Genomic DNA, 25,049 nt, shown 5'->3' with positions numbered 1-25,049 from the left:
TTCAATAGAATTGGATAATATTCTAAGGGGAGGTTTTGATTATGAAAAGACCTTTAGTCTATTATGCAATCTCTGTTTTTACAGGATGTCTGTCAGTATTATTATCATTTGAAAATATATTCTTAGGTGCAGTTTTGGCTGCATCTTTTTTTACAATATTATTTTTTACAATTGATAAAGAATTTTTTATTATATGCAGTGCATTTATGCTTATTGGAAGTATTAGCTTTATTATATATTTTAATTTAAGGGTACCTCAAAATGCAGTTATGCGCGTGATCGATAAAAAAGGATATTATTATATTGGAAATTATAGGGAAAGAAAGATTATCTTAAAAGGTATAAATAAAATTCAAATAGGAGATAAAGTTTTTGCAAGTGGTGACTTTGAAAGCAAAGGTGCTTATACTAAGGGTATAGTTGGAATTTATAATGTAAAGAACTACAAGGTTCTAGAACATGATTTTGTATATAATATGTATGATTTAAAACGGAAGCTTTATTATAAACTTACTAAAAGTATTGGAGAGGAAAAATCCGCTCTTTTAATGTCACTTTGTTATGGAGATACCACGTACCTGTCAAAAGCACAGAAATCTGATTTTAAAAAACTCGGTGTATTTCATGCAATAAGTGTATCTGGATTTCATATGGCTATTATATATAAGCTTTTAGAGAATATAATTGGACTTAAATTAGCAGTATTTTTTTCTGCACTGTATGTATTGTTTACAGGAGCTCAAGCAGCAACTTTAAGAGCTTTTATAATGATATTTATATTTAAATTTTCAAAGGTAGTGTTCAAGAACTATGACAATGTATCGTCATTAAGTTTATCTGCACTGATTATTCTCATATTAAAACCTTATTATGTATCTGATATAGGTTTTATGTTGTCAGTTACGGCTACACTCGGTATACTTTTATTTTATAAGGATTTTTTAAAGATATTTATAAAGTTACCGGAGAAATTAAACGAATCTTTAAGTGTGACTCTAAGTTCACAGATTTTTTCAATTCCGTATATTGCATTTACAATTAAAAACTTCAGCAGCGGTTTTATACTGGGAAACATATTTTTACTTCCAATATATTCAGTTATAGTTGTACTCGGAAATGCAGCAATATTTGTGTATAGAGTGGATATTGTTTTTAAGATATTATGTTTATGTATAAATGTAGTAATGACTGCATTATATGGAGCCAATCATATACTTCTAAATTATTGTCCGGATATGAGTTATTTGACATATGTAGATGGAATAGCACTAACTGTTATGTTTGTAAGTTATATGCTTTTTAAACACGGACATATAGCTTTTAAATATATTCCTTTCTTTATGATTGTTGCTATGTTAATTCAAAATTACAGCCTTTTCCCGCAAATATACAGTTTTAGATTTGAAGAAGGTCAGAGTGTAATTATAAAGTATAAAAATAAAGATGTAATGCTGTGTGGTGATACGTATGGAAAAGTAAGAAATTTTATAAATGTTAAGGACCATATAAAAGTAGATAGGGTGGTAACAAATATTAAACCCCTGGATAGAATAAAAATAGATAAAAAATTTTATTTGAAAGTTGTTTCAAATTCACCGGATAATATAAGTCTTGAAATAAATAAGGATGGATCTAAATGTTATTTTAAAGATTTAAAGAAAAGAAAAATTAAAAACCAAGATGAATATATGGGGTATGATTATGAGGAAGATTATAATTTATATGTTATAATATTCGATAGAATATTTGCTTTTGATTAAGCCAATAAGGAGTGTAAATTTTGATAGATATATTTACATTAAATGAAAATTTAAAAAATGGTAAAGCTGAAAATTGTTATCTCTTATGCGGAAGTGATGAAAAGCTTATAAAAGATACTGTAAATTACATAGTTGATATGAACGTTGATAAAAACTTTAGAGACTTAAATTATGAGGAGTTTGATGGAACATTTATTGATAGTTTTGAGCCTGTTATAAATGCATGTGAAACGATGCCACTTATGTCGAGTAAAAAAGTTGTGCTTGTCTATAGGGCATCTTTCTTAAATGATGATAAGTCAGGGAATCCAAAGCTTCATGGAGAAAATGCATTTAAATGCATTTATAATTATCTTAGTGATGTTCCAGATCACTGTATACTTATATTTTATGATATTTTTAAAAGCAAAAGAGACAAACCTGGTAAGAGAATTTATAAATTGGATAAAAAAATATGTGTGGTTAGGGCAGATAAGATAAAGGGATATCAGCTGGAGTCTAGAGTAAAAGAGATGTTTGAATTAAGAGGAAAGCAGATCGGAAGAGTCGAACTTCGTATATTTTGCAGTCTTCTTAAAGAAAATGATTTGAATATTTTAGAAAATGAAGTTGAGAAGTTATGCTGCTATGTTTTAGATGAGCCAATAACAAAAGATGATATAAAGGTTCTTTTTTTCAAAAATAATTATGATGATATATTTGATTTGACAAACCCTATAGCAAATAAAAAGATAAAAGAATCAATACAGGTTTTAAATGAACTTATATATAAGGGAGAGAAGATACCATATATTTTGAATATGATAGAAAAACAGTTTTATAAGTTACTTGAACTTAAAATTATGCTTCATTATAAAGAGAAAAAGCAAAATATAATGCGAGAACTTAATATGAGATCTGATTATGCTTATGAAATTAATGTTGCACAAAGTAAAAAATTCACATTCAAACAATTGAAAAATGCTATAAATTTATGCCTTACTGCAGAGGAGAGAATAAAAAGTTCAACAATAGATCCTAAAACTGAAATGGAATTGCTCATAATAAATTCTATCGTCTATGAAAAATAAATAACCGGTCAAAAACCGGTTTATTTATTAAGCACCTAAGCTGTTTAATTTTGATGCTAATCTTGATTTGTTTCTTGCAGCCTTATTTTTATGTATTACTCCTTTTGATGCAGCCATATCTAAAGATTTAGCAGCAGTTACAAAAGTAGTCTTAGCTTCTTCAACATTTTTAGCGTCAACTGCAACTAAGAACTTCTTTATAGCAGTTTTTAGTGCTGATTTTATTATTTTGTTTTGAAGAGTTTTTTTGTTTATAACTTTAATTCTCTTTTTAGCTGATTTTATATTTGCCATAATTTCACCCCCTTATATTTTAATAAGGTCTCAACAGCCTTGGGGAAATGCTAGTGAGTTTCGTCTATTTAACAAATGATATTATAACATTAAAATTTTATTACTTCAAGTATTTATATAAAAACCCAGAGATTTAGCACCTAAATTCCAGTAAAAATTTTATTTTTACTGGAATTGTATCCAATTACATTTATTTAAAGGGCTGGTAAGCCCGGAGACCGTTAGGTCGAAAAAATAATTATAATACCTCTTTACCCCGATAAATTTATATAATCAATTTCCAGTTTTAATTTTGAATTATGTCTTTCCAAATATAGGGTTATTCCAATTATCTTCTATAGTAAATCTTTCATCTTTTATATCTTCAATAATATCCATTTGAAGCATATTCTTTTCTCTAAAACCCCTTATACACCTAAAAAAGTATAACTGCATTAAATTAAATGCTATTATTATAAACATTAAAACTGTTTCTACGCCCGTAGGGCTATGAAGAAAACAGTGATCTAAATGCCATTCCGTCTTCAGTTGATGAAATATATTATTTTCAATGTCCCATCTTTTATGCATTATCTTCCACAGGCTTTCTACTGATGTAAATTTATCTGTTGTTATGATCCATCCTTCTTTAATCTCTATTCTGTCTCCAGTATGAATTTCTTCCACAAACCTCAAGAACCTTACTTTTATATCCTTATCAGACATTTCAAAATTATCATCTTCCCATGCCTTAATCTTTGTGTAGATATTTGTGTTTTTTCTTACAATCCAGTTCTTATCTGCCTCACGGCATTTAAATAAAGCTAATGCGTCTTTTACAATGTGAAGACGTTCATCTTTTACTCTAACTACAGCATTCATTCCTATAGAGAGTACTTCTTTTATCCATGTAGCATTACAATACAAAGCATCAGCTACAATGATATCCGCAAAGTGATGATATTTTTTATATAGTTTTTTAATTAAACGTTTGCCGGCAGTAATTTCTCCTTCATCTTTACCTGAACTATCTTTTTGGGATTCAAGCATTTCCTGATCTAAAACAATATGTGGATCACAACCAACCATTGCACAAACTACTGATCTGTGAAAATGATGCGTTATACCATTTTTATCAACCCTTGTAAGGCAGTTGTTACAAGATTTTTTAATACTGTCAAATAGTTCTACACCATCTATGGCAGCTACCTTTAAACCATCTATAGTACCATTTCTAAATACTTTATTCTTCGCAGTAGTTTTTATTATGTGCTTGTTGATATTTTTTAAGCCATCAAGATCAAAATCATTCAAGAAACGCCTAACGGCGTCAATGCGTAGCATTTTAGTATTTTTAGGTAATACCTTTTTAAATTTATTCTTTTCAATCCAATGTTCTAATCTATTGAAACTTCTTATTTGAAGCATGAATCCAAATAATACTACGAAAGCTATTGTTGAAACTTTTGCTGGAGATTTTATTATTTTATTTTTTAAACTATTGATTTTTTCACCTATATCATATACCCTGTTAATATAAGTGAGTAGCTGTTTCAAATAACTTTTACTCATTTTATCAGCATCCTTTTATTTTTAGTTTTTAGCAAAACCATTATAAAAAGGATGCTTTTATTATGCAAATTTTTTCCGTATAATTTCCAGTGAAAATCGGAATCTATTAATTCTACTGTAAATATTCATAAGACTTTATAATTCAAAGGACTATCGTCCTAAAAATTTTTTAAGTGCTAAACTTCTGATAAAAACCCTATATGTATTTATTGTGAAATATTATATAAAAATTATATTATTTATGGATAGTAAAAATAAAAAAAGGGAAAATAATATTAAATGATTACTAAAATTGGAGTGATAGATATGTTTAGTGTTAGAACTGATCTTGCAGTAGAAGCAAAAGAATTTTATGAAGAGAAGAATAAAGGTAAACTCTCAGGAGTTGAAGTTAAAGAAACCAATGATGGGGATATAAAAATAACAAGTGTGAAAATATTAAATGATGTTGGAGAAAGAATTATGAGTAAACCGGTTGGAACATATGTAACAATAGATGTTCCTAAATTAACTTATTATGATGGAGAAGCTATGGATAGATTAAGTGCGGTGCTTGGTAAAACCTTGATGAAAATGATAAAATTTGATGATAGTATGACAGCACTTGTTGTTGGTCTTGGAAATTGGAATATAACACCAGATTCACTTGGCCCCAAGGTTATTTCAAAACTTATGATAACAAGGCATTTAAAACAACTTGTTCCAGATAAAATTGATGAGAGAATAAGACCAGTATGTGCAATAGCACCTGGAGTTCTTGGAATTACTGGAATTGAGACCAGTGAAATAATAAAAGGTGTTGTAAATAAAGTAAAACCTAATTTGATAATTTGCATAGATGCATTGGCATCAAGGAAACTTGATAGAGTCAATTCTACAATTCAAATAGGTGATACTGGGATATCGCCTGGATCCGGGATAGGAAATAGGAGAATGGAGATTAGTCAAAAAACTCTTAATGTGCCTGTGATAGCACTTGGGGTACCAACAGTAGTGGATGCAGCTACAATGGCAAGCGATACTATAGATATGGTTCTTTCATCTATGATAAAACAGTCAAAAACGGGAGGACAATTTTACAACATGCTTAAATCTGTTGATAGAAATGAAAAATTTGAGATGATTAGAGAAATATTGGAACCATATGGTGCTAATCTTATGGTAACACCGAAAGAGGTCGATATGGTAATGGATTCAATATCAAAAATAGTAGCATGTGGAATAAATATAGCACTTCAGCCGAGACTTGATCTTGAAGATATAAATAAATTTTTAAATTAGTGTTTCATCTGGTCATATAACCTTGATCTCCTTCATATAGATTATTATGAATTTATTTAAAATAATCACATAAGAGGGGGAGATGTTATTATTGAATTACAGAAGAGTAAATAATAATAATTCTAGATTAAGGATATTCGTCTTGATGATGAGTGTACTATTAGTAATAATTTTACCTTGTGTTGCAAGAGCCAATACATATAGTAATAGCGTAAATAGAAATTTATCTTATGTTGAAATATTAAATTATACTATGCCAATTATCAAGGTTACATCATTTAATGAAGAAGATATGGCTGAAAATAAATTTTCAATATCTTCCACTATATTGTCAATGCTCGGATTTAAAATTAATGATCCAATATCAATTATTGAGAGGGAAGCATCATTTATTAGTCTTGCTAAAGATATGTCTAATTCAAGTCAGTTTAAATTAGATGATAAGGATATTGCAAAGAAGGGATCTGATGATTCAAGTTCAAAAAATAAAAATGCTGCTCTATATGATCCTACACTTAAAAAGCAATTAAACACTCAAAAACCAGAGGTATTAATATATCACACTCATACAACAGAAAGTTACAAGCCAGGCAATGCTAATAATTTTGACAATTCACAAAATGTGTGTGCAGTTGGAGATGAATTGATATCACAGCTTGAAACTAATTATGGAATATCAGGAATAAACGATAGAACGGTACATGATGCTGAAGCTTATACTAAAAGTTACGAACGTTCAGCTGTCACAGTGGATAAATATTTAAAGCAATATGGTGATTTCAAGCTTATAATAGATCTGCATAGGGATTCTGTTGAAGATAAAAATTCAATGACTATGAAAATAAATGGAGAAAATGTTGCCAAATTCATGATAGTTATGGCAAGAAAAAATCCGCATTTTGATAAAAATATGGAACTTGCAAATAAGATAATCCAAAATTCAAACAAATCATTTCCAGGGTTTTGCAAAGGAATTTGTTATTATAATTATGGCACAAGGTATTTTAATCAGGATAAAAGCAATAATGCAATATTAATTGAAATTGGAGCAGATATAAATACAACTACTGAGGCTAAGGCATCAGCTAAATATTTAGCCAAAATAATTGCAGAATGTTTAAATAGATAATAATTAAAAAGTGAATAAAATTATAAAATATGTACATCCTTAAATAATAGATTATTGTGTATGTTAAAAAATTTTTAAATCTATAATTTAGGGGTGTATTTTTATTGAAAAGAAAAATTAAAGGGGTAGCACTTATAATATTTGTATGTATTTTTATAATAATATATGGTTTTATAGTAGTAAATGGACGACTACCTAAATTTATAAAGGACAGATCATATGTACAGATCAACTATAATTTTAGACCTTTTAATTTTACTGTAAGTGTTGGTGAATATTCTTTCTATATAAATAGAAAGATTATTACTAATTTAAAATATGGGTCAGAAAAAGTTATGAAGGGTATACATGAAGGTGCAGATAGTATAACTGAAAAAGCATCTGAAAAAACTAAGGAAGTATTTAATAAGCTTGGTATCAAATAGATTCAGATATTAACTTCTTTTATATTGAGTTTTAGTGTGATATAATTTACTTTGATTGTTTATACAGTTAATGGAGGATAAAGAAAAATGCAGAGCCAGAGACAAAAATATATAAGAAATTTTTCAATTGTTGCTCATATAGATCATGGTAAATCTACACTTGCCGACAGATTAATAGAAAGAACTGGTACGCTTACAAAGCGAGAAATGGATCAACAAGTACTGGATAATATGGAACTTGAAAAAGAAAGAGGGATAACAATAAAATCTCAGGCTGTAAGACTTATATATAAAAGAAATAATAATGAAGAATATATATTAAACCTTATAGATACTCCAGGACATGTGGATTTTAATTATGAGGTGTCAAGAAGCTTAAAAGCGTGCGAAGGGGCAATACTTGTAGTAGATGCAACACAGGGCATACAGGCACAGACGTTAGCTAACTGCTATTTGGCATTAGATAATGATCTGGAAATAGTTCCTGTTATAAATAAGATAGATTTAGCGAGTGCGAGACCAGAGGAAGTTAAGAATGAAATAGAAGATGTAATAGGAATTGAATCATCAGATGCACCACTTGTATCAGCTAAAACAGGACTTAATATTGATGATGTACTTGAAGCTATAGTAGATAAGATTCCAGCTCCATATGGCAATGAAGGGGCGCCTCTTAAAGCACTTATATTTGATTCATATTATGACAGTTATAGAGGGGTTGTTTGTCATATAAGAGTTAAAGAAGGAACTATAAAGCATGGAATGCAAATAAAACTTATGAACACAAATAAGGTCTACGAGGTAGTTGAGACGGGAGTTTTTGTACCTAATTATATGCCGGTTGATTCACTAAAAGCTGGAGATGTTGGGTATTTTACAGCTTCAATAAAAAATGTAAGAGACGCAAGAGTTGGAGATACAGTTACAGAAAGTGATAGGGAAACAGAAGAACCACTGGAAGGTTACAGACCGGCTGTACCTATGGTCTTCAGTGGTATATATCCTGTAGATGGAGCAAAGTATGGGGAACTAAAAGATGCCCTTGAAAAGCTTCAGGTAAATGATGCGGCATTATCTTTTGAACCGGAGACATCAGTTGCTCTTGGTTTTGGATTTAGGTGTGGATTTTTAGGATTGCTTCATATGGATATAATTCAGGAGAGGATTGAGAGGGAATTTAATCTCGATATTATAACTACAGCACCTTCAGTTATATATAAAGTATGCAAAAGTGATGATACAGTTATAGAACTTACAAATCCTACTAATTTACCCGATCCATCTGAAATAAAGTATATGGAGGAACCTATGGTTAAGGCATCGATAATAACTCCGTCTGAGTATGTTGGTGCTGTTATGGAGTTATCTCAAAACAGGAGAGGAGTATTTAAGGATATGCAGTATATAGAAACAACAAGAGTATCCTTGAATTACGAAATCCCACTAAATGAAATAGTATATGATTTTTTTGATGTTTTAAAATCAAGAACTAGAGGATATGCTTCTTTGGATTATGACTTATCTGGGTATAAAGAGTCAAAGCTGGTGAAACTTGATATACTTTTAAATGGTGATATGGTAGATGCTCTCTCTATGATAGTACCGGAACAAAAGGCTTATCCTAAAGGAAGGGCAATAGCTGAGAAGTTAAAAGAAATAATACCAAGGCAGTTATTTGAGATACCAATTCAAGCAGCTGTCGGTGGTAAGGTAATAGCGAGAGAAACTGTTAAAGCTATGAGAAAAGATGTACTTGCGAAGTGTTATGGAGGAGATATAAGCAGAAAGAGAAAGCTTCTCGAAAAGCAAAAAGAGGGTAAAAAGAAGATGAGACAGATTGGAACAGTAGAAGTTCCTCAAGAGGCATTTATGGCTGTGCTTAAAACTGAAGAATAATATTTTATTGGTGGTGGATTTACAATGACATGTGTGTCGCTATATATTCATATTCCATTTTGCAAACAGAAATGTTTATACTGTGATTTTCCATCTTATAGTGGTAAAGAAAATATTATGACTGATTATGCCGAAGCTCTGGCACAGGATATAGAAGAGTCTTTGGTCAAAAGAAGAGTGAATACTATATTTATAGGTGGGGGAACTCCCACCTATTTATCTTTGGAAGCATGGAAGATTATATCAAAGGCTATATCAAAATTAGATAAGTCTGATGATTTGGAGTTTACAGTTGAATGTAATCCTGGAACAATTACTCATGAAAAGCTTGAACTTTTTAAGAATATTGGTGTTAATAGACTGAGCATAGGACTTCAGTCATGGCAGGATAATCTGCTCAAAAAGATTGGAAGAATACATACTTTAGAGGATTTTAAAAATTCATTTAAATTATCAAGAAATTTTGAATTTAATAATATAAATGTGGATTTGATGTTTGCTCTTCCGGAGCAGACTCTTAATGACTGGATTGAAACGTTAAATAATGTTATAAAACTTAAACCTGAGCATATATCGTGTTATAGTCTTATAATTGAAGAAGGTACATGTTTTTATCAAATGTATAATAACAACAAATTGAAGATTCCAGATGAAGATGTTGAGAGAAAAATGTATAACTATACATTAAATTTTTTAAGGGAAAATGGTTATTTTCAATATGAAATATCTAATTTTGCAAAGCCTGGGTTAGAATGTAAGCACAACTTAGTATATTGGGATGATAAGGAGTATATTGGATGTGGTGCAGCAGCACATTCTTATATAGATAAAATGAGATATCACAGAACTAAAAATGTAGAGAAATATATTGAACAAGCTAATACAGGTAATCTTATAAAAGAAGAGCTTCATAATAATTCATTGAAGGATGATATTGAAGAGTTCATGTTTATGGGACTTAGAAAAGTTGAGGGAGTTTCCATGGAAGATTTTTATAATAGATTTGGTATTGATATATATTCTGTATATAATAATATAATAAATAAATATAGAAAACAAAATTTATTAATAATAAAAAATGAAAGACTATTTTTAAGTAAAAGAGGCATGGAGGTATCTAATAGTATAATGTGTGATTTTATAATGGATTGATAGTATCAAATTTTTAAATATTAATTGCATATAGATATACTGAGAAATATTGAGAAAATGCGAGGAAAGTTATAGTTACATTAAAGATATAATGATTTGAATTAATTTAAAAGTATATGCAAGGTTGACAAAAAAAAATATGAGTGATATTTTTTAATCATAGCAATTAGCACTCGACTTAAATGAGTGCTAATAAAGAGGTGGTAATATGGGCATCGACGAAAGAAAAGTAAAGATACTCCAGGCTATTATAGATTATTATGTAGATACAGCTGAACCAATAGGATCAAGAACAATAGCAAAAAAATATAATTTGGGTATAAGTTCTGCTACAATAAGAAATGAAATGGCAGATCTTGAAGATATGGGATATCTTGAACAACCTCATAGTTCATCAGGGAGAAAGCCTTCAAATAAAGGTTATAGACTTTACGTCGATAAGTTAATGCAGCTTTCTGGATTAACACAAGAAGAAGAGTTGTTTATAAGAAATAAAATATTAAGTATTACTTTGCAGGAAATTAACACGATATTAAAACAGGTTACAGGAGTTCTATCTGATTTAACTAAATTAACCTGTATCGTTAAATCACCATCTGTACAGAAAAGTAGTATAAAGTATGTACAATTGGTAAGTATTGACAAAAATAGTATTCTTCTTGTTATAATAACTGACAATGGTATAATTAAAAATAATGTTATAAGAATAAATAAAAATGTTAATCAGGATGTTTTGATAAAATTAAGTAATATTTTAAATACAAGACTTAAGAATTTAAATTGTGATCAGATAAACTTGGAAGTTATAAATAATTTAAAAAGTGATTTAAAAGGATATGATGACATCTTTAATGCAATTATTCCAGTTTTATATGATAGCTTGAGTTCAACAGATAAATCTGAGATATATATGGAAGGTACTACAAATATATTTAGTTATCCTGAATACAATGACATACAGAGGGCACGTGAGTTTTTATCTCTGCTTGATAACAAAGAAAAGGTAAGCAATTTACTGGATAGTGGTTCGGGTATTTCAGTTAAAATAGGAAATGAAAATTATATAGAAGGTGCCGAGGATTGCAGTGTGGTTTCTACTATTTATAGTATAAATGGAAAACCAGTAGGAGAAATAGGTGTAATAGGGCCTACAAGGATGCACTATTCCAAGATAATATCTGTCATGGCGAATGTTGTTAAGGAATTGAATTCAATCTTAAATATTATATATCCCGAAGATGGATAAAGATATTGCCTTTAAAACATTATTAAAATTCAACAAGGGGAGGAAATATTTTAAATGAAAGAAAAGAAGAATGATATGGAAGATGTAACTAAAGAAGATATTAATAGTACAGATCAGAAATGTGATTCTGACGGCATTAATGAGAAAGATGATTGTAAAGACAAAGTTCTTGAAAATGAGACTGATGAAAATCAAATTTCTGGAGAACCTAAAGATGAAGCTGAAGAACTAATCAAATCGTATGAAAAAACGATTGATGATTTAAAAGATGAAAACTTAAAACTTAAAAACGAGAGTGAAGCACTAAAAGACAGATTGACTAGAAATATGGCAGAATATGACAACTATAGAAAGAGAACGGCAAAAGAAAAAGAGGGTATATATACAGATGCATGTGAGGATATATTAAAAAATATTCTCCCTGTATTAGACAATCTTGAAAGAGCAATAAGTGTAGAGGGAAATGTTGAAGATTTAAAAAAGGGTGTTGAAATGACTATGAAGCAATTTAGCAGTGCCCTCGAAAAGTTAAATGTAGAAGAAATTAATACAGATGATGGATTTGATCCTAATTTTCATAATGCTGTTATGCATATTGATGATGATAGTTATGATAAAAATCAAGTTGTAGAGGTATTCCAAAAAGGATATAAAAGAGGAGAAAAAGTACTGAGATACAGTATGGTTAAGGTTGCAAATTAATTTAGTTCATAATTGGTGATTTTTAGATTTTAAATTTTGATATAAACTAAAATGATTTGATTATAGTTATAAATTTAGGAGGTAAATAATATGTCAAAAGTTATTGGTATTGATTTAGGAACAACAAACTCCTGCGTTGCGGTAATGGAGGGTGGAGAACCAGTAGTTATAGCAAGTTCAGAAGGAGCAAGGACTACTCCGTCAGTAGTATCATTTCAAGCTAATGGTGAGAGGCTTGTAGGTCAGGTTGCAAAAAGACAATCAATTACAAATCCTGATAAAACAATAATGTCAATTAAAAGACATATGGGAACAAGTTATAAAGTTAATATAGATGGAAAAGATTATACACCACAAGAGATTTCTGCAATTGTATTACAGAAAATAAAGGCTGATGCTGAAGCATATCTTGGAGAAAAAGTTACTCAGGCAGTTATAACCGTTCCAGCTTACTTTAATGATAGTCAGAGACAGGCAACAAAGGATGCCGGTAAAATTGCAGGACTTGAAGTATTAAGAATAATAAATGAGCCAACAGCAGCATCACTTGCTTATGGACTTGACAAAATGGATAAAAGTCAAAAAATATTAGTATATGATCTTGGTGGAGGTACTTTTGATGTATCATTACTTGAATTGGGTGATGGTGTATTTGAAGTTAAATCTACAAATGGAGATACACATCTTGGTGGAGATGATTTCGACCAAAAAGTTATGGATTATATTGCTGAAACATTTAAATCAGAAAATGGTATAGATTTAAGAAATGATAAAATGGCATTACAAAGATTAAAAGAGGCTGCAGAAAAAGCTAAGATAGAATTATCTTCATCAATGCAGACTAATATAAATCTTCCATTTATAACAGCAGATGCATCAGGCCCAAAACATATAGATATGAATTTGACGAGATCTAAGTTCAATGAATTAACTCAAGATCTTGTTGATAGGACTATAGAGCCAATGAGAAAATCATTAGATGATGCAGGACTTTCAATGAATGAAGTTGACAAAATAATACTTGTAGGTGGTTCAACAAGGATACCAGCAGTTCAAGAAGCAGTTAAAAAGTTTACCGGCAAAGATCCTTCAAAGGGAGTAAATCCTGATGAATGTGTTGCTGTAGGTGCTGCAATTCAAGCAGGTGTTTTAACTGGTGATGTCAAAGATGTATTGCTTCTTGATGTTACACCACTTACGTTAGGTATAGAAACTTTAGGAGGAGTGGCAACTCCATTAATCGAAAAAAATACTACTATACCAACTAAGAAGAGTCAAGTATTTTCAACTGCAGCAGATGGTCAGACTTCAGTTGAAATTCATGTAGTTCAGGGTGAAAGACAGATGGCTGCGGATAATAAGACACTTGGAAGATTTACACTTTCAGGAATAGCTCCAGCTCCAAGAGGAGTTCCTCAAATTGAAGTTACATTTGATATAGATGCTAATGGAATAGTTAATGTATCTGCAAAAGATAAAGGAACTGGAAAAGAAGCAAATATTACAATCACAGCTTCAACTAACTTAACTGATGAAGAAATTGATAAAGCAGTTAAGGAAGCAGAACAACACGCAGAAGAAGATAAAAATAGAAAAGAATCAATTGAAGTAAAAAATAATGCTGATCAAACAATATATCAGACAGAGAAGACATTAAAAGATCTTGGAGATAAAGTGTCAGCAGATGACAAGAAATCAATAGAAGATAAAGTTAGTGCTGTCAAAGCTGTTAAAGATGGTGATGACCTGGAAGCAATTAAAAAAGCTACAGAAGATTTAACTCAAACATTCTATGCAATTTCATCTAAGATTTATCAAGCAGCCAATCCACAGGGTGGAGCTCAAGGCGGAGCCGGTTTTGATCCAAGTGGTGCTGCAGGGAATGCTCAAGGTGGAAAAAATGGAGCGAATGCAAATACTTCAAATGATGGTGATAATGTAGTAGATGCAGATTACAAAGTTGATGATGATAAATAAATATTTTAGTGATATTCACTAATTAGTTAGAGATAACGTATAATATATAAGATTAAGGGATGAGTAGACCTCTTCCCTTAATTTAGTGATTATATATATTCCTAATGTGTAAATTATTATTAGGTGGTGATCGATAGGATGGCAAATAAAGATTATTATGAAGTTCTTGGGTTGCAAAAAGGTGCAAGTGATGATGAGATAAAGAAAGCATTTAGAAAACTAGCTCTAAAGTACCATCCAGATAGAAATCAAGGAAATAAAGAGGCTGAAGAAAGATTTAAAGAGATCAATGAGGCTTACCAAGTACTTTCGGATCCTCAGAAAAAATCCCAGTATGATCAGTTTGGAACGACTGATTTTGGCGGATCTCAGGGATTTAGTGGTGCGCAAGGATTTGATTTTTCGGATCTTGGTGGATTTGGTGATATATTTGACTCATTTTTTGGAGGCGGCTTTGGTGGCAGCAGCAGAAAAAGAAAGAATGCCCCACAAAAAGGAAATGATCTTGAATATAGCATAAGTTTAACCTTTGAAGAGGCGGTTTTTGGTGCTGAAAAACAGATAAGTATAACTAGAAGTGAAAAATGTGAAAAATGTAATGGTACTGGTGCAAAACATGGAACTAAGCCTCATACTTGTGACAAATGTGGTGGAACTGGTCAGGTTAGAATTCAAAGAAATACTCCGCTTGGAAGTTTTGTAAGTATGAGTACATGTGATAAATGTGGTGGTAAAGGTACTATAATAAAAGATCCTTGCCCGGAGTGCAAAGGGAGAGGAAGTGTAAGAAAACAGAGAAGGATAAAGGTAAACATACCAGCCGGTGTAGATACAGGAAATGTAATCCCAATTAGAGGACAAGGTGAACATGGAGTAAATGGGGGCCCTGCTGGAGATTTATATATAAATATAAGGGTTGGCAATCATCCTAAATTTAAGAGAAAACAGTTTGATATATATATAGATGAGCATATAAGCTTTGGCAGTGCAGTATTAGGTACTGAACTTAAAGTAGCAACCATTGATGGTGATGTCAAATATCAAATACCTTCAGGAACACAATCTGGAACTGTATTTAGATTAAAGGGAAAAGGAGTTCCTAGGGTAAATAGTCATGGAAGGGGAGATCAATATGTAAATATAATTGTTGATATTCCCAAGAATTTAAATAAAAAGCAGAAAGATGCTTTATACGCATTTATGGTTGCTAGTGGTGAATTACCAGATTCAGAGGGTAATAAAAAGTCTTTTATGGATAAAATTAAAGATAACTTTAAGTAATAAAACTTTGTTTCTCTTGTCCGAGAAACAAAGTTTTATTTTTGTAATTTATATATAGTTTAAGTCATTTGATATTGTGGTACAATAATTATATTACGTTTAGGGATAACAACATTTATTGAAAAGTTTAAAATAGGAAAGGGGATATGATTTTATATGTTAATACTTAATAAAAATGATATAAAAAAAGTTTTTAATATGAAGGATGCTATAGATGCTGCAAAAGAAGCACTATTGATATTTTCACGGGGGAAAAGTGTTGTTCCCTTGAGAACTAATATAGACATACCAAAATATGAAGGACAAAGTCTATTTATGCCTGCATATGTTGAAGGGTTAAATAGCGTGGGTATTAAAATTGTCTCGGTTTTCCCTGAAAATGCTAAAAAAGGTATACCTTCAGTACCGGCTAAAATGATACTACTTGATGGTAAAACGGGTGATGTAATCTGTATTATGGATGGTACCTTTCTAACTCAATTAAGGACAGGTGCAACATCAGGTGCAGCTACTGATATACTTGCAAATAAGGATTCTAGGCAAGGTGCTTTGTTTGGAACAGGAGGTCAGGCACCGTCGCAGCTTGAGGCAATGCTTACAGTTAGAAATCTTGATGTGGTAAAGGTATTTGCTACTAATAGGGAAAAGACTCAGGGCTTTGTAGAAAAAATGAATAATGAATTAAAGCGTTTTTCTACAAAAATTATAGCAGCTGAAAGTGCAGATGATGCAGTTAAAGATGCTGACATTATCACAACTGCAACCACTTCTAAAAATCCTGTTTTTAATGGAAAGCTTATTAAAAAGGGTGCGCACATAAATGCAGTTGGATCATATACTCCTGTTATGCAGGAACTTGATGAATATACAATACAAAATGCTGATAAAATTTATATGGATTCTAAAGATGCTGTACTTTCAGAAAGTGGTGATTTTATAATTCCTATTGAAAAGGGACTTATCGATGATAGCAGAATAAATGGAGAACTTGGAGAAGTTATTTCTAAAAAAATTGAAGGAAGAACTTTTGGCGATGAAATAACTTTGTATAAAACAGTTGGAATTGCCGTAATGGATGTAGTTACAGCATATAAAATTTATGAAAAAGCACTTGAAACTAAAACTGGAACATTTATAGATCTATAATCTAAGTTGTAATCCTTATATAGGGTTTATGAACGCAAGCTTAGACTTACTAGAAATTTTTTACGTGACGTATTTTGGAAATCCCGGTCGGAGCATAAGTTAAGCTTTCAGTTATAAACCCTGTGTTATTTGAAGGCTTAAATATTTATTATATGTATATGTTGATAAAATTGGTGTAGAATTATGGTGTAAATGGTATTGAACATAAATAAATTTGGAGGTATGACTTATGGATAAAGATTGGATAGAGGTTAGCATATTTACATCCAGTGAAGCAGTAGAGGCGGTTTCTGGAATATTATATAATACAGGTGTTAAGGGAGTATCTATAGAAGATTCACAGGATATAGAATTTAAAAAAAAGCATCCGGGAGATTGGGATTATTTTGATGAGTCATTATTAGATGTAAGGGATGGTGCTTTAATAAAAGGGTACTATAAAAGAGATAGTAAGTTAGATGAGTACCTGAGTTACATCAAAAATGCTGTGAATGATTTGGAGAAGTTTGGAATAGATAAAGGAAAGGGTTTAATTACTGTAGCTAATGTGAATGAGGAAGATTGGGAGAATAACTGGAAAAAATATTATAAGCCAACTAAGGTTGGAGAAAAAATAGTGGTTAAACCGATATGGGAAGAGTACAAACCTAAGAATAATGAACTCACAGTAGAACTTGACCCTGGCATGGCGTTTGGTACAGGAACGCATGAAACAACACGAATGTGTATAAAAGCCCTGGAGAAATATGTTGAAAATGATTCAACTATATTCGATATAGGAACTGGCTCTGGAATTTTATCTATATCTGCGGCAAAGCTTGGAGCAAAGAAAGTCATTGGAGTTGATTTGGATCCTGTTGCTGTTAAATCTGCATCCGAAAATGTCAGATTTAATAATATAAATAATGTTAACATACTTGAAGGTGACCTTATGAAGGTCGTAGAAGGTAAGGCTGATATAGTAGTTGCCAATATAATTGCGGATGTTATAATATCACTAGCAGATGGAGTAGCGGATTTTATTGTTAAGCATGGTCTTTTCATATCTTCAGGAATAATTAAAGATAGAAAAGATGATGTTATAAATGAACTTGAAAAGAATAATTTTAAAATAGAGGAAGTTAATATAGATGGTGAATGGGTATGTATAGTAGCCAGAGTTAAATAGTTTTTAGAACATTAATTGTAATATATAAAGGAGTTTTACTATGCACAAGTTTTTTGTACATAAAGATAATATTATAGGAGATAAAGCATATATTAAGGATGATGATGTAAAGCATATATATAAAGTTTTAAGGCTCAAGGTTGGAGATACTGTTAATATAAATAATTGTAATGGCGAAGAATTTTTAGGGAAAATAGAGGAAATAAATAAGCAGGCAGTGATTGTAAGTATAATTAAACAGCTTGAAATAAATAATGAAAGTAATATAGAGATTAGTTTGTTTCAGGGAATGCCGAAGTCAACAAAGATGGATTTGATTGTACAAAAGTCAACCGAACTTGGCACAAGAGAAATCACACCAGTTATCACAGAGAGAGTTGATTTTAAAAATGATTTTAGTGAAATAAAAAAAGTTGACAGGTGGAATAGAATTGCACTTGAGGCATCTAAACAAAGCAAAAGGAGTCTCATAACTAAAATTAATACTTCTATAAAATTTGATGAAATGCTTGCTCGCTTAAGAGATATGGACTTAATAGTTGTACCATACGAAAATAAAGAGGATTATGGTATAAAAAGAATGATTAATGCAATAGATAAATCAACTATACATAAAGTTGGAATAGTTATAGGACCTGAAGGTGGATTTGAAATAAAAGAAATTGATAGATTGAGTAGTATTGGAGCACATATAGTAACACTAGGGCCTAGAATACTTAGAACAGAAACTGCAGGATTTGTTTGTATCTCATTACTTATGTATGAACTTGCGGATTTAGGAGGAGTATTTTAATGAAAGTTGGATTTGCCACATTAGGGTGCAGAGTGAATCAGTATGAAACGGAAGCTATGGCGGAAAAATTTATAAAGCAGAATTATAATATAGTTAAATTTGAGGATTTTGCAGATGTATATGTAATAAATACATGTACAGTTACCAATATGGGAGATAAAAAATCACGACAAATGATACATAGAGCAAAAAGGCGAAATCCAAATGCTATAATAGCGGTTGTTGGATGTTATTCTCAAATAAAGCCCGAAGAAATTTCTAAGATAGATGGTGTGGATATTGTATTAGGAACGAGAAATAAGGGAGATATAATTAGTTCAGTAAATAAAGTACTTACTTATAATAATAAAGTTGTAGAGGTTAAAGGAGTTTTAAAGAACAAGGTATTTGAAGATTTAAAAATAGAAGAATATCAAGACAGAATAAGAGCTTTTTTAAAAATCCAAGATGGGTGTAATAGATTTTGTTCATATTGCCTTATACCATTTGCAAGGGGCGGTGTTTGCAGCAGAAGTCCACAAAATGTAATAGACGAAGTAAAAAGACTTGCGAATAATGGATTTAAGGAAATAGTGTTATCTGGAATACATATAGCATCTTATGGAGTAGATTTGGATGGAAATTGGGATTTGCTTAAAATGCTTGAAATTTTAGATACCGTCGAAGGAATAGAGAGAATTAGAATTGGTTCAATAGATCCACAATTCTTTTCAAATGGTGTGGTTCATAGAATTTCATCACTAAAGAAATTGTGCCATCATTTTCATTTATCTCTTCAAAGTGGATGTGATGAAACTTTAAGAAGAATGAATAGAAAATACACTACTTTGGAATATTCTAGTATAGTGAATGATTTAAGAAAACATATGAGAGATGTCTCAATAACTACTGATGTTATAGTTGGATTTCCAGGAGAAACAGAAGAGGAATTTAATAAGACGTATAATTTTCTTAAACGTATTAAGTTATCCAAAATGCATATATTTAAATATAGTCAAAGAGAAGGAACTAAAGCTGCTAATATGGATAATCAGATTGACGGAAAAATTAAAGATATAAGAAGCAAGAGACTCATAAAATTAAATGATATTAATGAAGAGGAATTTATATCACGATTTAAAGGAAAGTCTTTAGATGTACTATATGAACAGAAATTGAACAATACGGAAGATGAATATGAGGGATATACTTCAAATTATATAAAGGTTATATCTAAGAGCAGCATAAATCTGCAGGGAAGGATAATATCTACCGAAATATTGAGATCAAACAGTGATCATGCTAATGGAATTGTATGAAATTAGTGAAATTTAAGGATACTAGAAGGAAATTGGATTATTATATTGAATATTATACATCTAAGGGAGGTGAAATGATGCAAGATTGTATTTTTTGTAAGATAGTCAATGGTGAAATACCATCAGAAAAAATATATGAGGATGATATGGTATTAAGCTTTAAAGACATAGAGCCTGCAGCTCCAGCACATGTTTTGATAATACCTAAAAAACATATATCGAGTTTAAATGCTGTTACTGAAGAAGATTCAAAGATAATAGCTCATGTCTTTATTATAGCTAAAAAAATAGCCAAAGAACTTGGAATAGATAAGGATGGATACAGAGTAGTTAGTAATTGCGGAGAAAATGGAGGACAGTCAGTTCCTCATGTCCATTTTCATTTACTTGGCGGAAGATTACTTAAATGGCCACCAGGCTAATATTTAAGGAGATCAACTTATTGACATTATACAAAAATATGTTGTATAATATCTAGTGTGTTATATGACCCACATTGGCTGCATTTAATTTTTGAAAAATTAAATTGGCTAGCGGAGGGAGGGATAAGTATGTCAGAAATAAGAGTTGGAGAAAATGAAACAATAGAAAGTGCATTAAGAAGATTTAAAAGAAAATGTGCTAGAGCTGGTGTTCTTTCAGAAGTTAGAAAAAGAGAACACTATGAAAAACCAAGTGTAAAGAGAAAAAAGAAATCTGAAGCTGCAAGAAAGAGAAAGTTTAAATAGAGTTCTTGTGAAAGAAGGTACTAGATAATGTCTCTTAAAGAAAGACTGCAGGAAGATTGGAAGCAAGCTTTAAAAGCAAAGAACAAATTTAAAGCTAATACGATAAGTATGGCAAGGTCAGCTATATTAATAGCTGAAAAAAGTGGCGAAGGAACTTTAGATGATGAAAAAGTTATTGAAATATTATCTAAAGAAGTAAAACAAAGACGTGAGTCTATATTGGAGTTTGAAAAAGGAAATAGACAGGATTTAGTTGATACAGCAAAGGCTGAAATAGAAATCTTGTTAGATTACCTTCCTCAGCAGTTAAGTGAAGAGGAAATTTCCGGAATTGTTCGTCAAGCAGTTGATGAAGTGGGTGCTAATGACATAAAATCAATGGGAAAAGTTATGGCAGTTGTTGTACCAAAGACAAAGGGTAGAGCAGATGGCAAACTTGTAAGTCAAATTGTAAAACAATATTTGAATAAATAAAAGACTGAGATATCTCAGTCTTTTTTAATTTGTCATTTATTAAATTTATTCTTCATAAATTAATATGAAAGTGTTTTTGGGGGGATTGTGGAATGAAGAGTAGTTTGAATATGGCAAAGGAAATTATCTCAAGTAAATTAGATTTGCCAAGAGATGTTATCATGGATATTCCTAAAATAATAATTACAGGAAATAGTGAAATAACAATTGAAAATCATAAGGGTATTGTTATTTTTTCAGAAAATCAGGTTAAAGTAAATTCAGGTATTGGATTGGTATCTATATATGGAAACAATTTTGAAATAATATTTATGGGAGGTACCACCATAGTCATTGGTGGAAAATTTAAATCCGTAATTTATGAGTCCGGGAGATAAATATAATTCTATGGAATTTAAAAATGGAACTATAATTATAGAAATTCAATCTTTAAAACCTGAAAAGTTTATAAATGCTATGTGGAAAAATAATGTTTGCGTTAGAAATATTACTAGAAAAAATCTAACTACGATTGTTATAACTGTTAACTTAAAGGATTATTATAAGATAAAATCTATATGTGATAGAAGCAATAGTAAAATGAAAATAATTGGAAGAAAAGGATTTGCTTTTTTGATTATAAGAATGAAGAGAAGAATTGCTCTAATAGTTGGAATAATATCATTTGTATGTATAATTTATTATTTATCAACATTTATATGGGGAATACAGATAAATGTTGATAAAAATTTGACACCGTATGAAATAAGGCAGGAGCTTGTAAGTTATGGTATAAAACCTGGAATAAGAAAAATAAATATAAATGTATATGATATAGAAAATAAGCTTATAAAAGACAATGATAATATAATGTGGGCCAGAGTTAGAATAGAAGGGTCTAATTTAAAGGTATCAGCAATGGAGAGACAATCACCTCCTAAAGTTATAAACGATGATACACCATGCAATTTGGTCGCTAAAAAGGATGGAGAGGTTTTGCGTGTATATACAAAGTCCGGTACTCCAGTAGTCAAAGAAGGTGATATCGTAAAAAAAGGGCAGTTGCTTGTAAAGGGCGAACAAGGTGCTGAAAATTCTACTTATCAAGTACATTCTGCTGGTGATGTAATATGCAAAACATTTTATGAGGACAGTAAAAGCGTAAAGATTGACAGTGTAGATAGAAAGAGAACTGGTAATAAAGATGAAGATGTATATTTCTATCTAGGTAAAAAGAAGATATATATAAAAAAATCTAAGAACAAATTTGCGAAATATGATAGAATAGAATGTAATAAATTATTTGTACACTTTGAAACCTATTATGAAGTGAAAGAGACTATTGTTCATAATGATATTAAAAAATTAGTAGATACTACAGCTGATGAGCTTTATAATAAGATATGTTTAAATTTTGATAAAACAATTCAGGTTAAAAATAAAGTGGTCAATTATAAAGCACAAGATACTACATATAAAGTAAGTGTATTGGTTATAGCAGAAGAAAATATAGCAATTTCGGATGCAGCTAATTGAAGTAGAATAGGATTTTAATGTTTGTACATTAAAAGGTGGTTGAAATGATTAATTTATCACTTAAGAAAATCTTTGGTAAACAGAAGATAAATAGAATTTTAATTTTCTTTATCACTTTTTTATTTATTTATTCTGTGCTTGCAACGTCTATTGTTATTAAAAAATATAACTTGAAAGAAGGAGATATTGCAAAATTAGATATAAAGGCACCTAGAGAAGTTAAGGATGAATTTTCAACTGAAAGTAAGATACAGCAAGCTCTTAATTCTGTTCCACTGCAGTATAATAAAAAAATTGAAGTTAAAAATGAAGTCCTGGATAAAATTTCAGTATTTTTTTCAGAGATAAATCAACTGCAAAGTGATCAGGGAAATGATAATGATAAGGTTAAAAAGTTAAAGAGTAATGCAGATATAAGTTTGTCTGATGAGGATTATTCTACACTTATAAAGAGCAATAAAGATGATTTAAAAACGGTTCAGGATTTTTTGAGTGAGGTTATGGCTGATATTTATGATAATAATAATATAAGTGATAGTAGTCAAAAAGACAATCAGGAAGACATAAAGAAGGTTCAGGAATCTATACTATTAAAAGTAAATGAGTCAAAATTACCTAAAAATTTGAAAAATGTATCATTAAATCTGGGATATTCACTTATAACACCTAACTTTTTTTATGATAAGGATAAAACTGAGAATTTAAAAAGGGATGCAGCACATAAGGTTCAGCCGGTTATGATAAAAAAGGATCAGATAATTGTAAAGGAAGGAGAACCTATTACAAAATACCAGATAGAGACTTTACAGAATTTGGGCCTGCTAAATGATAATTCACATTCCGAATTAAATATATACATCTTTTTGTGTATTTTCACTGCATTAATTATGTTTATTGAATGGATGTATATTTATAAATATTATAATAAAATTTATAATAATACAAATACACTCATAATGATGAGTGTATTGAGTTGTATATCAATATTATTAGCTAGAAGTGTATCTGTCGTATCACCGTTTTTAATACCGCTTGCATGCATACCGATGGTGTTTTCTCTTTTAGTAAATGACAGAGTTTCTCTTATTATAAATATATTAAATTCAATGTTAATAAGTTGTGTTGTTGATTTTAATGTTGAAATAACACTGCTGGCAGTGTTAAATGCAATAGTTGGTTCTGTAGTATTAAAAAAAATGCAGCAGAGAAATGATATATTATATTCTTCAATGTATATAGCAATAATAAATAGTGTATTTACTTTTTCAACGGGATTTCTTTTGAGTAATAATAGCTCAGATATATTTCAAAAGACGCTGTTTGCGGCAGTGGCCAGTATATTATCAGGAATACTTACGATAGGTCTTTTGCCGTTTTTTGAAAATATATTCGATGTTGTAACTACGATAAAGCTGTTAGAATTATCTAATCCTAATAATCCACTGCTTAAGAGACTGCTTATGGAAGCACCTGGTACGTATCATCACAGTATTTTGGTTGGAAATCTTGCAGAGATTGCAGCGGAAGAGATAGGAGGGAATCCTGTACTTGCTAGAGTTTCAGCCTACTATCATGATGTGGGAAAGGTAAAGAGACCATATTTCTTTAAAGAAAATCAACATGGAAAGGAAAATCCACATAATAAGATAACACCTAACTTAAGTGCACTTATAATTATATCACATGTAAAAGATGGTGATGAACTGGCTAAAGAGTATAATGTCCCTGGAATTATACGTGATATTATAAGACAACATCATGGTACATCGCTTGTTAAATATTTTTATATAACTGCAAAGAATTCAAGTGAACGACCTGATTGCGTAAATGAAGAAAATTTCAGGTATGAAGGGCCTATACCTCAAACTAAGGAAGCCGGTATAATAATGCTTGCTGACGAAGTTGAGGCGGCAGTAAGGTCAATTAATGAACCTACAAAGTGCAAGATAGAAGAAATGGTAAACAACATTATAAAGAATACTTTAAATGAAGGAGAACTTGATGAATGTGATTTAACTCTTAAGGATATTGCTAAAATAAGAAAAGCATTTTTAAGAGTTCTTGATGGCATATATCACCATAGAATTGAGTATCCAGTAGATAAGTGGAAAAAGGCCAAAAATAAAAAAATTGAGCCCTATGATAAAATTAAAAATTATTGAG

Annotated in this window: 23 protein-coding genes; 21 read left to right on the top strand and 2 right to left on the bottom strand. The window is 30.5% G+C overall.

All coding sequences use genetic code 11. The features are described from left to right. The first annotated feature begins 41 nt into the window (after positions 1-41). On the top strand, positions 42-1,760 hold the full coding sequence (locus D4Z93_RS10880; protein WP_119973477.1) for a ComEC/Rec2 family competence protein: 1,719 nt from the start codon (positions 42-44) through the stop codon (positions 1,758-1,760). Positions 1,761-1,780: 20 nt separating this feature from the next. Beyond that, the gene (gene holA, locus D4Z93_RS10875) at positions 1,781-2,830 is read left to right on the top strand and encodes a DNA polymerase III subunit delta (protein ID WP_119973475.1); all 1,050 of its coding nucleotides are present in this window, start codon (positions 1,781-1,783) and stop codon (positions 2,828-2,830) included. 27 nt (positions 2,831-2,857) lie between these two features. Here the strand turns inward: holA and rpsT are convergent, their stop codons facing one another. Continuing rightward, on the bottom strand, positions 2,858-3,124 hold the full coding sequence (rpsT, locus tag D4Z93_RS10870; RefSeq protein ID WP_119973473.1) for a 30S ribosomal protein S20: 267 nt from the start codon (positions 3,122-3,124) through the stop codon (positions 2,858-2,860). Positions 3,125-3,421: 297 nt separating this feature from the next. Then, complete coding sequence (locus tag D4Z93_RS13520; RefSeq protein ID WP_119973472.1) at positions 3,422-4,675, bottom strand: transposase; 1,254 nt, start codon at positions 4,673-4,675, stop codon at positions 3,422-3,424. A gap of 306 nt (positions 4,676-4,981) precedes the next feature. Between D4Z93_RS13520 and gpr the strand changes: the two genes are divergently transcribed. From gpr to D4Z93_RS10770, 19 genes are all read left to right on the top strand, one after another. After that, a complete protein-coding gene (gene gpr / locus D4Z93_RS10860) occupies positions 4,982-5,956 on the top strand; it encodes a GPR endopeptidase (RefSeq protein WP_119973470.1) in 975 nt (324 codons plus the stop codon). 91 nt (positions 5,957-6,047) lie between these two features. Next, entirely contained in the window at positions 6,048-7,085 is a 1,038-nt protein-coding gene (locus D4Z93_RS10855; protein WP_162920297.1) for a stage II sporulation protein P, read from the top strand. Positions 7,086-7,189: 104 nt separating this feature from the next. Beyond that, the gene (locus tag D4Z93_RS10850) at positions 7,190-7,510 is read left to right on the top strand and encodes a hypothetical protein (protein ID WP_119973466.1); all 321 of its coding nucleotides are present in this window, start codon (positions 7,190-7,192) and stop codon (positions 7,508-7,510) included. 87 nt (positions 7,511-7,597) lie between these two features. Further along, entirely contained in the window at positions 7,598-9,406 is a 1,809-nt protein-coding gene (gene lepA / locus D4Z93_RS10845; RefSeq protein ID WP_119973465.1) for a translation elongation factor 4, read from the top strand. A gap of 24 nt (positions 9,407-9,430) precedes the next feature. After that, complete coding sequence (gene hemW / locus D4Z93_RS10840) at positions 9,431-10,558, top strand: radical SAM family heme chaperone HemW (protein WP_119973463.1); 1,128 nt, start codon at positions 9,431-9,433, stop codon at positions 10,556-10,558. A 208-nt stretch (positions 10,559-10,766) separates the two neighbouring features. Next, complete coding sequence (hrcA, locus tag D4Z93_RS10835; RefSeq protein WP_119973461.1) at positions 10,767-11,804, top strand: heat-inducible transcriptional repressor HrcA; 1,038 nt, start codon at positions 10,767-10,769, stop codon at positions 11,802-11,804. Positions 11,805-11,858: 54 nt separating this feature from the next. Further along, positions 11,859-12,506 (top strand): nucleotide exchange factor GrpE, encoded by a 648-nt coding sequence (grpE, locus tag D4Z93_RS10830; RefSeq protein WP_119973460.1) that lies wholly within the window; start codon positions 11,859-11,861, stop codon positions 12,504-12,506. A gap of 90 nt (positions 12,507-12,596) precedes the next feature. Beyond that, positions 12,597-14,483, top strand: coding sequence for a molecular chaperone DnaK (gene dnaK / locus D4Z93_RS10825; protein ID WP_119973458.1), 1,887 nt, complete (start codon positions 12,597-12,599; stop codon positions 14,481-14,483). A gap of 138 nt (positions 14,484-14,621) precedes the next feature. Then, positions 14,622-15,764: a molecular chaperone DnaJ gene (gene dnaJ / locus D4Z93_RS10820; RefSeq protein WP_119973456.1), complete on the top strand. Its 1,143-nt coding sequence runs from the start codon at positions 14,622-14,624 to the stop codon at positions 15,762-15,764. A gap of 156 nt (positions 15,765-15,920) precedes the next feature. Beyond that, positions 15,921-16,910 (top strand): ornithine cyclodeaminase family protein, encoded by a 990-nt coding sequence (locus D4Z93_RS10815; RefSeq protein ID WP_119973454.1) that lies wholly within the window; start codon positions 15,921-15,923, stop codon positions 16,908-16,910. A 229-nt stretch (positions 16,911-17,139) separates the two neighbouring features. Beyond that, positions 17,140-18,078 (top strand): 50S ribosomal protein L11 methyltransferase, encoded by a 939-nt coding sequence (gene prmA / locus D4Z93_RS10810; protein WP_119973452.1) that lies wholly within the window; start codon positions 17,140-17,142, stop codon positions 18,076-18,078. 40 nt (positions 18,079-18,118) lie between these two features. Then, complete coding sequence (locus tag D4Z93_RS10805) at positions 18,119-18,871, top strand: 16S rRNA (uracil(1498)-N(3))-methyltransferase (protein ID WP_119973451.1); 753 nt, start codon at positions 18,119-18,121, stop codon at positions 18,869-18,871. Continuing rightward, a complete protein-coding gene (gene mtaB, locus D4Z93_RS10800) occupies positions 18,871-20,169 on the top strand; it encodes a tRNA (N(6)-L-threonylcarbamoyladenosine(37)-C(2))-methylthiotransferase MtaB (RefSeq protein ID WP_119973449.1) in 1,299 nt (432 codons plus the stop codon). The genes D4Z93_RS10805 and mtaB overlap by 1 nt, the downstream gene beginning before the upstream one ends. Positions 20,170-20,246: 77 nt before the next feature. Next, the gene (locus D4Z93_RS10795) at positions 20,247-20,591 is read left to right on the top strand and encodes a histidine triad nucleotide-binding protein (RefSeq protein WP_119973448.1); all 345 of its coding nucleotides are present in this window, start codon (positions 20,247-20,249) and stop codon (positions 20,589-20,591) included. A 129-nt stretch (positions 20,592-20,720) separates the two neighbouring features. Then, the gene (rpsU, locus tag D4Z93_RS10790) at positions 20,721-20,897 is read left to right on the top strand and encodes a 30S ribosomal protein S21 (RefSeq protein WP_066618478.1); all 177 of its coding nucleotides are present in this window, start codon (positions 20,721-20,723) and stop codon (positions 20,895-20,897) included. A 27-nt stretch (positions 20,898-20,924) separates the two neighbouring features. Then, positions 20,925-21,371, top strand: a complete 447-nt coding sequence (locus D4Z93_RS10785; protein WP_119973446.1) for a GatB/YqeY domain-containing protein — start codon at positions 20,925-20,927, stop codon at positions 21,369-21,371. 92 nt (positions 21,372-21,463) lie between these two features. Continuing rightward, the gene (gene yqfC / locus D4Z93_RS10780) at positions 21,464-21,748 is read left to right on the top strand and encodes a sporulation protein YqfC (RefSeq protein ID WP_119973444.1); all 285 of its coding nucleotides are present in this window, start codon (positions 21,464-21,466) and stop codon (positions 21,746-21,748) included. Between the two features lie 10 nt (positions 21,749-21,758). Beyond that, on the top strand, positions 21,759-22,886 hold the full coding sequence (gene yqfD, locus D4Z93_RS10775; protein ID WP_119973442.1) for a sporulation protein YqfD: 1,128 nt from the start codon (positions 21,759-21,761) through the stop codon (positions 22,884-22,886). 44 nt (positions 22,887-22,930) lie between these two features. Continuing rightward, positions 22,931-25,048 (top strand): HD family phosphohydrolase, encoded by a 2,118-nt coding sequence (locus D4Z93_RS10770; RefSeq protein WP_119973440.1) that lies wholly within the window; start codon positions 22,931-22,933, stop codon positions 25,046-25,048. Position 25,049 lies beyond the last annotated feature (1 nt).

The organism is Clostridium fermenticellae (assembly GCF_003600355.1).
Lineage (GTDB): Bacteria > Bacillota > Clostridia > Clostridiales > Clostridiaceae > Clostridium_AV > Clostridium_AV fermenticellae.
The sequence above is the reverse complement of the archived record's forward strand: the minus strand, read 5'-3'. Positions and strand labels throughout refer to the sequence as shown.